Annotated in this window: 8 protein-coding genes; 4 read left to right on the top strand and 4 right to left on the bottom strand. The window is 64.1% G+C overall.

Annotation, left to right across the window (positions count from 1 at the left end; translation table 11 throughout):
* Positions 1–105 precede the first annotated feature (105 nt).
* From mnmG to ACVINW_RS11255, 4 genes are all read left to right on the top strand, one after another.
* Complete coding sequence (mnmG, locus tag ACVINW_RS11240) at positions 106–1,989, top strand: tRNA uridine-5-carboxymethylaminomethyl(34) synthesis enzyme MnmG (RefSeq protein WP_456751352.1); 1,884 nt, start codon at positions 106–108, stop codon at positions 1,987–1,989.
* Positions 1,990–2,121: 132 nt separating this feature from the next.
* Complete coding sequence (rsmG, locus tag ACVINW_RS11245) at positions 2,122–2,787, top strand: 16S rRNA (guanine(527)-N(7))-methyltransferase RsmG (protein WP_456751353.1); 666 nt, start codon at positions 2,122–2,124, stop codon at positions 2,785–2,787.
* Between the two features lie 33 nt (positions 2,788–2,820).
* Positions 2,821–3,672 (top strand): ParA family protein, encoded by an 852-nt coding sequence (locus tag ACVINW_RS11250; RefSeq protein WP_456751354.1) that lies wholly within the window; start codon positions 2,821–2,823, stop codon positions 3,670–3,672.
* A 144-nt stretch (positions 3,673–3,816) separates the two neighbouring features.
* On the top strand, positions 3,817–4,707 hold the full coding sequence (locus tag ACVINW_RS11255) for a ParB/RepB/Spo0J family partition protein (protein WP_456751355.1): 891 nt from the start codon (positions 3,817–3,819) through the stop codon (positions 4,705–4,707).
* Between the two features lie 119 nt (positions 4,708–4,826).
* Here ACVINW_RS11255 and holA read toward each other — a convergent pair whose 3' ends face one another.
* From holA to ACVINW_RS11275, 4 genes are all read right to left on the bottom strand, one after another.
* On the bottom strand, positions 4,827–5,858 hold the full coding sequence (gene holA / locus ACVINW_RS11260) for a DNA polymerase III subunit delta (protein ID WP_456751356.1): 1,032 nt from the start codon (positions 5,856–5,858) through the stop codon (positions 4,827–4,829).
* 116 nt (positions 5,859–5,974) lie between these two features.
* Positions 5,975–6,532 carry an LPS assembly lipoprotein LptE gene (gene lptE / locus ACVINW_RS11265; RefSeq protein ID WP_456751357.1) on the bottom strand — a complete coding sequence of 186 codons (558 nt, stop codon included), beginning with the start codon at positions 6,530–6,532 and terminating at the stop codon, positions 5,975–5,977.
* Positions 6,519–9,143: a leucine--tRNA ligase gene (gene leuS / locus ACVINW_RS11270; protein ID WP_456751358.1), complete on the bottom strand. Its 2,625-nt coding sequence runs from the start codon at positions 9,141–9,143 to the stop codon at positions 6,519–6,521. The genes lptE and leuS overlap by 14 nt, the downstream gene beginning before the upstream one ends.
* A 306-nt stretch (positions 9,144–9,449) precedes the next feature.
* Entirely contained in the window at positions 9,450–12,053 is a 2,604-nt protein-coding gene (locus ACVINW_RS11275) for an MASE1 domain-containing protein (protein ID WP_456751359.1), read from the bottom strand.
* Positions 12,054–12,353 lie beyond the last annotated feature (300 nt).

The following is a 12,353-nucleotide window of genomic DNA, read 5'->3' on the forward strand; positions in this document are numbered from 1 at the left end:
AGCGAGAAGAACCGGTCCATATTCGTCTTGAATGGTCGGTCTCCCCTTTAGGCAGACCCTACTTCGTTCTTCCGCCTTTCATCACTCCACGATAGAAGTCCCGCCATGACTTTCAGGGCAGACTCATTCGACGTCATCGTCATCGGCGGCGGCCACGCCGGCTGCGAGGCCGCGAGCGCGTCCGCCCGGATGGGCGCGAACACCGCCCTGGTGACCCATCGTTTTGCGACCATCGGCGCAATGTCCTGCAATCCCGCCATCGGTGGCCTCGGCAAGGGCCATCTGGTCCGCGAAGTCGACGCGCTGGATGGTTTGATGGGCCGGGTCGCCGATGCCGGCGGCATCCAGTTCCGCATGCTCAACCGCCGCAAGGGTCCGGCGGTCCGTGGCCCGCGGGCCCAGGCCGATCGCAAGCTCTATGCGGCGGCAATGCAGGCCGCCATCACTGAGACCGCGAACCTCCGCGTCATTGAGGGCGAGGCGGATGAGTTGATCGTGGTCGATGGCCGCGTGACCGGCATTCGTCTGGGTGACGGCCGTCAGCTAGCTGCCGGTGCGGTTGTGATCACGACCGGCACCTTCCTTCGTGGTTTGATCCATCTGGGCGAGAAGAACTGGCCGGCGGGCCGGGTCGGTGAGGCACCGGCCATGGGCCTGTCCAACTCGTTCGAGCGGGCGGGCTTTGTGCTCGGCCGGCTCAAGACCGGGACGCCGCCGCGCCTGGACGGCAGCACGATCGACTGGTCCGCGGTCGAAATGCAGCCCGGAGACGAGCCTCCGGAGCCGTTTTCGGTCATGACCGACCGGATCACGACCCCGCAGATCCAGTGCGGCATCACCCGGACCACACCGGCCACCCATGAGGTGATCCGGGCCAATGTGCATCGCTCGCCGATGTATTCTGGCCAGATCAAGAGCTCCGGACCCCGCTATTGTCCCTCGATCGAGGACAAGATCGTCCGTTTCGGTGACCGCGACGGCCACCAAATCTTCCTTGAGCCGGAAGGGCTCGACGACACCACGGTCTACCCGAACGGTATCTCGACCTCACTCCCAGAGGAGGTCCAGCTCGCGATCTTGGCCAGTATTCCGGGCCTCGAGCGGGTGAAGATGGTCCGGCCGGGCTATGCGATCGAATATGACCATGTCGATCCCAGGGAGCTGGATCCGACCTTGCAGACCAAGCGTCTGCGCGGGCTTTTCCTGGCCGGTCAGATCAACGGCACCACGGGCTATGAGGAAGCGGCGGGGCAGGGCATCGTCGCCGGGCTCAACGCCGCACTGCTTGCTGGCGATGCCGATCCGATCGTGTTCGACCGCGCTGACGGCTATCTCGGCGTGATGATCGACGACCTCGTGACCCGCGGGATCACCGAGCCCTACCGCATGTTCACCTCGCGCGCCGAGTATCGGCTGACCCTGCGGGCCGACAATGCCGATCAGCGGCTGACCGACAAGGGCATCGCGCTCGGAGGCGTCGGATCGGCCCGCGCGGAGCGCCACCGGATCAAGATGGCGGCACTGGACGCGGCCAAGACCATGGCGAAGTCGCTCGCGATCACGCCGAATGAAGCCGCCAAGCACGGCCTCGCGCTCAATCGCGACGGCCATCGCCGCTCCGCCTTTGAATTGCTGGCTTATCCGGAGATCGAGTGGTCAATGGTCCAGGCGATCTGGCCGGAGCTGTCGGCGATTGACCCCGCAATCGCGGTGCATCTCGAGATCGATGCCAAGTACGACGTCTATCTGAAGCGCCAGACCGCTGATGTCGACGCCTTCCGGCGCGACGAGGGGCTGGTCCTGACCGATGTCGAATATGCCGACGTGCCCGGTCTCTCGAACGAGGCGCGCGCCAAGCTGCAGAAAGCGCAGCCGCGGACGGTCGGGCAGGCGGGCCGGATCGATGGCATGACGCCAGCGGCGCTGGGCATTCTGGCCGCCTATCTGCGGCGCGAGGCGCGGCGAAAATCAGCCAAGGCGAGCGCCTGACGTTTCACGTGAAACGGGCGGCCTCGTCATGGCGAGGAGCGGAAGCGACGAAGCAATCCATCGCTTCCGCGGGTGGCACGATGGATTGCTTCGCTTCGCCCGCAACGGCGAGCTCGACCGGCGTTTCCGAGAATGGCTCCAGCTCCACAATCCGCCGAACTTACCGTCTCCCCTAAGGACAAGGCGGCGGCGCTCTCGCTAACTCCTGTTTCACGTGAAACAGAGGCGCGGCTCGATCGCTACGTCGCGCTCCTCCTGGAATGGCAGGCCAAGACCAATCTCGTTGCGCCTTCGACGCTGCCCAACCTCTGGACCCGCCACATCTCCGATTCGCTGCAGCTCCTGAGCCTCGCGCCGGCGGCAAAGTCCTGGGTCGATCTCGGCAGCGGCGGCGGCTTCCCGGGCGTCGTGCTCGCCTGCACTCTGGCCGAGACGCCGGGCGCATCTATCCATCTGGTTGAACGAATCGCCAAGAAGGCCGCATTCTTGCGCGAGGCGATTCGCGTCACGGCATCTCCCGGGACGGTGCATCTGGCTGACATCGGGGATACTGTGGATAGAATCGCCGGCCCGATCGATTGCGTCACCGCGCGGGCGCTGGCTCCGTTACATCAACTGATCGGCTTTGCCGAGCCGTGGGTCAAAAAGGGCGCCAAGGCGCTGTTTTTGAAGGGTCAAGATGTAGAGGCCGAATTGACCGAGGCCACTAAATATTGGAATATTGAGCCAAAGCTACACTCCAGCCGGACCGGCGGACAAGGCTGGATCGTCGAACTCGGATCAATCGAGCGGCGCTAAAGGGGACTCCGCGAGAGTAAACGGTATTTTGGTATGACTGTGATGGACGAGGTTTATCAAGAAGATAGGACGTCGCAGCCGCCCGGCCAGCCGCGCATCCTGTCGCTCGCCAACCAGAAGGGCGGCGTCGGCAAAACAACCACAGCGATTAATCTTGGTACCGCACTCGCCGCGATCGGCGAGCGCGTCCTGATCGTCGATCTCGATCCGCAGGGCAACGCCTCGACCGGCCTCGGCATCGATCGCCGCAGCCGCAACTGCTCGACCTACGACGTCTTGATCGGCGAAGCGCCACTGCGCGATGCGGTGGTCGCGACCGCGGTGCCGCGGCTGCATATCGCTGCCTCCACCATGGATCTCTCCGGTCTCGAGCTCGAGCTCGGCACCACGCCGGGCCGCGCCTTCCGGCTGCGCGATGCGATCGCCGGGCTGAACAACAACGTCTCGCCCGACTCGGACTACACCTATGTGCTGATCGACTGCCCGCCCTCGCTCAATCTGCTGACCGTGAATGCGATGGCCGCGTCGGACGCGATCCTGGTGCCGCTGCAATGCGAGTTCTTTGCGCTCGAAGGTCTGTCGCAATTGCTGCAGACCGTGGAGCAGGTGCGTTCGACGCTCAATCCGACGCTGTCGATCCACGGCATCGTGCTGACCATGTTCGACTCGCGCAACAACCTCTCCAACCAGGTGGTTGCCGACGTGCGCCAGTTCATGGGCAACAAGGTGTACGACACCATGATCCCGCGCAATGTGCGCATCTCGGAAGCGCCGTCCTACGGCAAGCCGGTCTTGGTCTACGATCTGAAATGCGCCGGCAGCGATGCGTATCTCAAGCTCGCCACGGAAGTGATCCAGCGTGAGCGCGAGCTGCGCGCGCATTGACAGCGATGCGTAGGATGGGTGGAGCGAAGCGATACCCATCGCGGCACGCAACGAGAGTGATGGGTTTCGCTGCGCTCTACCCATCCTACGATTCTGAAATTCAAGTCTGGAGTACTGCGCGTGAATCCAAGGGAGCTCGCAACAATGGCCGATGAAGCGCGTTCGCGACTGGGGCGCGGGCTGGCAAGCCTGATCGGAGACGTCGGCGGCGAGGCGGCCGCGCATGTCGAGCGGCCGCGCAACCAGCGCAAGGTGCCGATCGAATTCCTCAAGCCCAACCCGCGCAATCCGCGGCGGAGCTTCGCCGATGCCGAGCTCGGCGAGCTCGCCGATTCGATCAAGGCGCGCGGCGTTATCCAGCCGATCGTGGTGCGCGCGATCAAGGGCGCGCAGGACCGCTTTGAGATCATCGCCGGCGAACGCCGCTGGCGCGCCTCGCAGCTGGCCGGCCTGCATGAAGTGCCGATCGTGCCGGTCGAGGTCTCTGATTCCGACGCGCTCGAGATCATGATCATCGAGAACGTGCAGCGCGAAGATCTTAACGCGATGGAAGAGGCTCTGGGCTACCATTCGCTCGCCGACGAGTTCAAGCGCAGCCAGGAAGACATCGCCAAGATCGTCGGCAAGAGCCGCAGCCACGTCGCCAACATGATGCGGCTGACCAAGCTGCCGGCCGAGGTGCAGGCGCTGATCTCGAAGGGCGATCTGTCCGCCGGCCACGCCCGCGCGCTGATCGGCGTGCCGGATCCGCTCACCACCGCGAAGCGCATCGTCGCCGAGGGTCTCAACGTCCGCCAGGCCGAGGCGCTGGCGCATGAGGAGGGCGTGCCGGAGCGCAAGCCGCAGAAGGTGCGAGCGGGCAGCGCGCCCAAGGTCGACAAGGACGCCGACACGCTGGCGCTGGAGAAGCGCGTCAGCGATGCGCTCGGCCTCGCCGTCACCGTCAGCCACCGCGATCCCGGCGGCACCGTCCAGATCAACTACCGCAACCTCGAGCAGCTCGACGAGGTGGTGCGGCGGCTCGAGGGCGGTTAGTTCGTAGGGCTCTTTCCGTCATTGCGAGCGAAGCGAAGCAATCCATGGTGCGGCATATGCTGTGCAATGGATTGCTTCGTCGCGTTCGCTCCTCGCAATGACGAGGCGGGAAAATTCGGCTACCCCCGCCGTTTCGCATTCACCGCGATGGCCAGCAGCGCACGCTGTGCGATCACGGCGGCGAGGGGGGCCTGCTTGCGCATGTCGAGCGCGGCGGTGGCGAGCTGGTCGATGATGTTCACCAGCCGCGGCGGCGTGAAATTGCGCAGCGCGATCTCGACCGCCGGCTTGCGCGAGAAATGCAGCCGCGGGAAACCGCCTTCGAGCACGGCCGATGCCGGCGTGCCGTCCGCGATCGCCAGCGCCGATTTGTGCAGCCATGCGGCCTGGCGCTGTGCGGCCGAGATGATCACGCCGGGATAGGTGCCGGCGACCATCGCCTTGGTGAACTCGCTCTCGACCAGCGCGGCATTGCCGGCGAACGCGCCGTCGACGATCGGATCGAGCTTCAGCTCGGAGGCGTCGGAGACCACGGTCATGACGTCGTCGAGCGTGATCTCGCCCTTACCGTGCGCGTACAGCGCGAGCTTGCGCAGCTCGTTGCGCGAAGCCATGCGGTCGCCGCCGAGCAGCGACATCAGCACCGCGCGGGCATCGTTCGCGAGCCGCAGGTTCGACAGCCGCAGCTCATCCTCGATCAGCTTGGTCAAGTCGCGTTCGGTGTCGGGATAGCAGCCGATCGCCACCGCGTTCTTGGCCCGCTCGCAGATCTTGCGCAGCGGCGATTCCGGCCGGAGCTCGCCGGCCTCGATCACGATGCGGCAATCCTTCAGGGCTGTGGTCCCGGTCAGCGTCTCGACGCCGCTCGAAAAATTGCGCGAGCCGGCGCGGACGCGGATGGCGCGGCGGCCGCCGAACAGCGGCACCGTCATCGCTTCGTCGACCAGCCGCGACGGTTCGGCGGCGAGCTCGTCGCCGTCGAGCCGCACCAGCGAAAACGGATCGTTGGGATCGTCGACGGCCGAGGCCATCAGCGCGTCGGCGCGCTCGCGCACCAGGCCCAGGTCCGGGCCGTAAAGCAGGATGATCGGTCGGCCGGCATCAGGCCGGGCGAGGAAGGTGTCGATCTCTTTTCCGCGAAGTGCGACCATCTAGCCTTGTGCTGTCATTCCGGGGCGCCTCGTCAGAGGCGAACCCGGAATCTGGAGATGATGGATCGAGATTCCGGGTTCGCGCCGCTGGCGTGCCCCGGAATGACGTCGGTGCCTCAGGTTCCGCTGGAGAAGAACGAGGCGAGCCGGGTCTGGATGTTGTCGGCGATCTCCTGCGCGGCGCGGTCCTCGGCATCGCGGAAGGCGCGGGCGCGGGCATAGCGCTGGTAGGAGCCCGGCATGTCATAGGACACGCGCGAGAACGTGGTGCCGGTCATGACCGACTTGTTTGATGCGATCTCGACCAGGTTGAACTGGGCGTCGATGCCATAGTTCTCGCTGGTCGGCAGCGCGGTGGTCGGGTCGATCATCAGCGAGGAGCGGCTGGTGGTGAAGCGCAACACCAGCCGGTGCGTCGGCGGCGCGCCGGTGGCATTGCCGTAGAGCTTGAAGGCGAGGGCGTTGCGAACCTCGACGCCGACCCGGGCCTCGCGCGAGGCGTTCGGCTTGTCGACCGGCGGAACCTCGACGCCCAGCAGCTTTTCGCGCAGGGCGGACGACTGACCGTCGAGGGTGCGCTCGGCATACATCGGCTGGAAGCATCCGGCCGTCAGCGCGGCCAAGGCGGCCACGGCTACAAGCCGGGCGGCGATCCCAATCCTAGCCGACAACATTGACGATCCTCATGGGCACCACGATCACCTTGCGGACGGGTTTGCCGCCCAGTGCGGCTTTTACCGCATCGAGCGCCAAAACGGCAGCCTCTATATCCGCATTTTGCGCCGTCCGTGGCACGGTAACATCACCTCGCTTTTTACCGTTGACCTGAACGACCAGGGTCACGCTGTCTTCGACCAACAAATCGCGTTCGATTTGCGGCCAATCGGCCTCGGAAACCAGCCCTTGCTGGCCCAGAACCATCCAGCACTCCTCCGCCAGATGCGGCATCATCGGCGAGAACAGCTGGACCAGGATGGCCGCGGCTTCCTTGACCGCCCAGGCGACGTCCGGCGCCGGCGTGTCGCCTTTCGCCAGCACCTCGGCCAGCGCGTTGGCGAATTCGCGGATATGGGCGAGACACACGTTGAAATGCAGCCGCTCGATTCCGGACGACACCTTGTCGAGCGCGCCATGGGCGGCCTTGCGCAGCGCCAGCGCTTCGGGCCCGAAGGTGCCCGGTCGCGCCGCCGGTGCCAGCTTGGCGATCTCGGCCGATTCGTTGACCAGCCGCCACAGCCGCTGCACGAAGCGGGCGGCGCCCTGCACGCGCTCGTCGCTCCAGATCACGTCGCGATCCGGCGGCGAGTCCGACAGCATGAACCAGCGCGCCACGTCGGCGCCGTAGCTTGCGATGATGTCGTCGGGGTCGACGGTGTTCTTCTTCGACTTCGACATCTTCTCGATCGGGCCGATCTCGATGTCCTCGCCGGTCGCCAGCAGCACCGCGCGGCGGGCGTTACCATCAACCTCGATCTTCACCTCGGCCGGGGTGACCCAGGCGCCATCGGCCTTCTGGTAGGTCTCGTGCACCACCATGCCCTGGGTGAACATGCCGGCGAACGGCTCCGACATGTCGATGTGGCCGGTCGCCTTCATCGCGCGGGTGAAGAAGCGGCTGTACAGCAGATGCAGGATCGCGTGCTCGACGCCGCCGATGTACTGGTCGACCGGCATCATCCGGTTGGCGACCGCAAGCGTGGTCGGCGCATCCTTGTTCCAGGGATCGGTGAAGCGCGCGAAGTACCAGGACGAGTCCACGAAGGTGTCCATCGTGTCGGTTTCGCGCACCGCCTTAGCCCCGCACTTCGGGCAGCTGACGTGCTTCCAGGTCGGATGGTGATCGAGCGCGTTGCCCGGCCTGTCGAACGAGACATCCTCCGGCAGCGTCACCGGCAGCTGGTCGTCGGGCACCGGCACCACGTCGCAGGTCGGGCAGTGGATCACCGGGATCGGGCAGCCCCAATAGCGCTGCCGTGAAATGCCCCAGTCGCGCAGCCGGAAATTCACCTGCCGCTCGCCGACCGGCGCATTGCCGCGGACTTCGCTTTCCAGGCGTTTCGCGACGTCTTCCTTGGCCTCGTCGATCGTCATGCCGTCGAGGAAGCGCGAATTGATCATCCGGCCGTCGCCGTCATAGGCGACGTCAGTAATGACGAACGTCTTTGGGTCCTGGCCTTCGGGGCAGACCACCGGCGTGTTGCCGAGATTGTACTTGTTGACGAAGTCGAGGTCGCGCTGGTCGTGGGCCGGGCAGCCGAAGATCGCACCGGTGCCGTATTCCATCAGCACGAAGTTGGCGACATAGACCGGCAGCTTCCAGTTCGGGTCGAACGGATGCACCGCCTTGATGCCGGTGTCGAAACCCTGCTTCTCGGCGGTGTCGATGATCGACTGCGCGGTGCCGATCTTCTTGATGTCGGCGATGAACTCGGCGAGCTTGGGGTTCTTCGCCGCAGCCGCCTGCGCCAACGGATGATCCGCCGAGATCGCCATGAACTTGGCGCCGAACAGCGTGTCCGGCCGCGTGGTGAAGATCTTCAGCTCACTCTCGCCCGCCGGCGTGGTCGCCGGATCCAGCGCGAAGCGGATCAACAGGCCCTCGGAGCGTCCGATCCAGTTGCGCTGCATCAGACGCACCTTGTCGGGCCAGCGGTCGAGACCATCCAGCGCGTCCAGGAGCTCCTGCGAGTACTTGGTGATCTTGAACACCCACTGGCTCATTTCCCGTTGTTCAACAACGGCGCCCGAGCGCCAGCCGCGGCCGTCGATCACCTGCTCGTTGGCGAGTACGGTCATGTCGACCGGGTCCCAGTTCAGCTTGCGCTTCTCGCGCTCGGCGAGGCCGGCAGCCAGCATGTCCAAAAACATCTTCTGCTGATGCTTGTAGTAGCTGGGGTCGCAGGTCGCGAACTCTCTGCTCCAGTCGAGCGACAGCCCGATCGACTTGAGCTGCTTCTTCATCGCGGCGATGTTGTCGTAGGTCCAGGCCTTCGGCGCCACCTTGCGCTCGATCGCGGCATTCTCCGCCGGCAGGCCGAACGCATCCCAGCCCATCGGGTGCAGCACGTTGAAGCCCTTGGCGCGCATGAATCGCGCCAGCACGTCGCCCAGCGTGTAATTGCGGACATGGCCGATATGGATGCGCCCCGACGGGTAGGGAAACATCTCGAGCACGTAGTATTTCGGCCGCGGATCGTCGTTCTTGGAGGCGAAGATCGCCTTTTCGTCCCAAATGGCTTGCCAGCGGGGCTCGGATTCACGGGCGTTGTAGCGTTCGGCGGTCATGAAATCGCAGGAATTCGGGGTGGCTTCGGGTGATTTTCGGGTCCCATCCGGGGACGGCGGACTAGGCCACAAAAACGCCCATGGGGTCAACGGCTTGGGGGCTGGCAAATACTCATGGCTCGCCGTCGGAGTGCGTTGGGGGTTGGCTGGGTTGGGCACCCCGTCAGGAACCTGCTGGGTGTCGTCACCCGGCTTGACCGGGTGACCCAGTACGCCGCGGCCCATCGGCTCAGTTACGGCCGCCTCCGGAATATTGGATCGCCCGGTCGAGCCGGGCGATGACAGCGCTATGTGGGGCGCGACCGGTCAATGTCTGCGCAACGCGTCGGTCGTGTTTGACGCCAAAGGTACGACGGATGAGCGCGCCGATCTCGGAGGCGCGAGATCCTGGATGAAATCTCTCAGTGCCTCGGTGTCGAACGGCTTGCGGAGTATTTTCAGGCTTGGCGGAGCCGCATTCGCAGCATCGCTGTAGCCGGTTGTCAGCGCGATCGGCAAACCCGGGTAGCGCGCCCGCACTTCTCTCGCGAGCCCGACGCCATCGATGGTTCCGGGCATGACGATATCGCTGAAGACGAGATCGATTCTTGTGCCGGCATCGAGCAGTTTTAGCGCCGCTTCGGCCGAATCCCGATAGATCGTTTCATAACCCAGATGCTCGAACAGCGAGGATGTCACGTCAGCCACTTCGGGGCTGTCGTCGACAACGAGGACCGTCTGCCGCTGCGGCTGCCTCGGTCTTGCTCTGGCGGCGGCGAGGTCCTTGCTGGCGGTTTGCTCGTCTGCACTGGACGGCAGGTAGATTGTAATCGTCGTTCCCTGACCAACCTTGCTATCTGCCGTCACCGTTCCGCCCGCCTGGTGGGCGAAACCATAGACCTGGGACAGACCGAGCCCGGTCCCCTTGCCGACTTCCTTGGTCGTGAAGAACGGATCGAACATCTTGGACAGGAGATGTGGCGGAATGCCGGTGCCGGTATCGCTGAGCGCTATCGCAAAGAACGCCTTTGCGCGGCGATCGCCGCCGGTTTCCTGGTTCGCGGTCACCGCATGGACGGACAGGGTGAACGTGCCGCCGTTCGGCATTGCATCGCGCGCATTGACGGCGATGTTGACGATCGCAAGCTCCAGCTCGGCGAGGTCCACCTTGACCGACGCTGTGCCCTCCCCGACGTTCTCGTTGTACACGATGTTGCCACGCAGTGAGCTCTCGATCATGGTCCGCATGTTCTTGATGGACGCATTGAGATCAACGACCGTCGGGCTGAGATGCTGATGACGGGAGAAGGTCAATAATTGGCGCGTGAGGCTCTCGCCGCGTTTCGCCGCGGTCTGGATGGCTTCGATGGCTTTGGGCAGTTTCGGATCGAGCAGGCGCGTGAAGATCTGGGCGCTGCCGCCGATGATCATCAATAGATTGTTGAAGTCGTGCGCAATGCCGCCGGTCAGCTTGCCGATCGCCTCCATCTTCTGCGACATCGCGAGCTGTTCGCGGGCCTGAACCAGCTTCTCCTCCGCGTCGCGACGCTCGGTTGCGTCGCGCAGGATGCTGATGAAGCCGATCAGATGTCCTGCGTCGTCATGGCTCGACGAAACGGAGCCCGTGATGAAGAATGGCGTCCCATTCTTTCTGATGCGCCAACCCTCGACGTCGTACTTGCCCCTTTCGATTGCCGTCTCCAGCGCGTGTGCCGGCGAACCCGCGCGGCGTTCGTCCGGCCGATAAAATATTCCAAAATGCTTGCCGATGATTTCTTCCGAGCTGTAGCCGATGATCTTTTGAGCTGTGCTGTTCCAGCTCGTGACGTGTCCCTCTCGATCAAGCGCAAAGATCGCATAGTCGACGACGCCTTCGATAAGGGTTTGGAAGTGCCGCCTGATGCTGTCGAGCGCCAGGGCCTTCCGTTCAAGCTGACCGTTCAGTTGGTCCCGAACAGAAAGCAGATCGGCTTCCGTGGTCTGTCGCGTCGCGATTGCCGCTGCCAGGGCAAGGGGAGCTGCCGATACGGTGATCGAGAGCACGAGCAAGGATAACAGCGCGCTACTCGGATCCGTTCTCGGAAATGGATCATTTCCCGCCGAGAACCCCCACACGGCCATTCCGATAAAAAAGAACGCAGCCGTCGACGCGGTGCATCGATCACCGCGCAGGCCGGCCCAGATCAAGGGGAGTACGACCAGAAAGCCCAGCAGGCTCCGGTGCGGCAGCGACACGTCGAGGTCGGTGCTGACGAGGTCGCTACCAATGAGCGGGCTGTAAGCAACGATCCCGATGATAGCAGCGAGAGCCGGGACAACGATCGATTCCAGCAGCCTCCATTTGGAAGGAATGCGTAAGGGCATCGTCGCCCAGAGCACGATGACCGGAGCAATCGCCAAGGCTGCGGCAGCGTCGGCAAGCCACCAGGTCACCCCGGCAACGACGGAATCGGAAAAGCTCGATTCGTTGGCGAGTGCGAAGCCGGTCAACGCGATGGTCGAACTGATGATCGCGGTCGGCGCGAAGCAAATGATTGCAAACTTCACGACACCGACAGGCGTGGCAAAGGTCTGGCGGCCGTTCGACCAACGGTCGATCAGCCAAGTTCCGGCACATGCCGCAAGCAGGCTGCCGATCCCGGCGGCGGCAAACTCCAGGAGCGATCGGTCGGCCATAAGGTAAGGAGAAACGGCCCCCAGCAGGATTGCCGGCCAGACCCGGTAGCCGCGCAGCAGGACCAGCGCGAGCGCAAGCCCGGTCGGTGGCCACAGCGGTGTCGCGGTTGGATTGATCGCGGGAAGCAACCGCGCGGCCTCGGCGAGGCCGCCATAAATCGCGGCAATGAGCAGGATTTCGACCGCGTAGGTCGCAATGCTCCGCGCGTCGCCAAAAGCGAGGACCCTGGCTTTGTCGAACGTTGCCCTTTCCATCGCAAGCCTTTGCCGAGGGCGCCTCAAGAATGCTGTGGTGACCTGTCCCCTGATCCAGTGTCACCAAAGAATCGCGTTGTCATGACGTCGATGTTCCCGCCAAGCACTCAACGCAGTTTTGACCAAAGCATGGCCGCACGATGGTGAGTAGAAGTGCGCGGGCAACTTCGCAAATTGGGGCTATCGGGCAGCATCATTGACCTAATAGCAGTGACGCACCGGGAACGGGTCACGGGCGGCATCCGGACTACAAAATGGGTACGATCGCGCTGCGTGTCGATGAGAGCACGAGCGTCATTT

This window comes from Bradyrhizobium sp. USDA 4461 (genome assembly GCF_054055655.1).

Bases quoted from the DNA above. Each gene is read 5' to 3' on its own strand.
- mnmG (WP_456751352.1), top strand. From the start codon at position 106: ATGACTTTCAGGGCAGACTCATTCGACGTCATCGTCATCGGCGGCGGC.
- rsmG (WP_456751353.1), top strand. From the start codon at position 2,122: ATGGCTCCAGCTCCACAATCCGCCGAACTTACCGTCTCCCCTAAGGAC.
- ACVINW_RS11250 (WP_456751354.1), top strand. From the start codon at position 2,821: ATGACTGTGATGGACGAGGTTTATCAAGAAGATAGGACGTCGCAGCCG.
- ACVINW_RS11255 (WP_456751355.1), top strand. From the start codon at position 3,817: ATGGCCGATGAAGCGCGTTCGCGACTGGGGCGCGGGCTGGCAAGCCTG.
- holA (WP_456751356.1), bottom strand. From the start codon at position 5,858: ATGGTCGCACTTCGCGGAAAAGAGATCGACACCTTCCTCGCCCGGCCT.
- lptE (WP_456751357.1), bottom strand. From the start codon at position 6,532: ATGTTGTCGGCTAGGATTGGGATCGCCGCCCGGCTTGTAGCCGTGGCC.
- leuS (WP_456751358.1), bottom strand. From the start codon at position 9,143: ATGACCGCCGAACGCTACAACGCCCGTGAATCCGAGCCCCGCTGGCAA.
- ACVINW_RS11275 (WP_456751359.1), bottom strand. From the start codon at position 12,053: ATGGAAAGGGCAACGTTCGACAAAGCCAGGGTCCTCGCTTTTGGCGAC.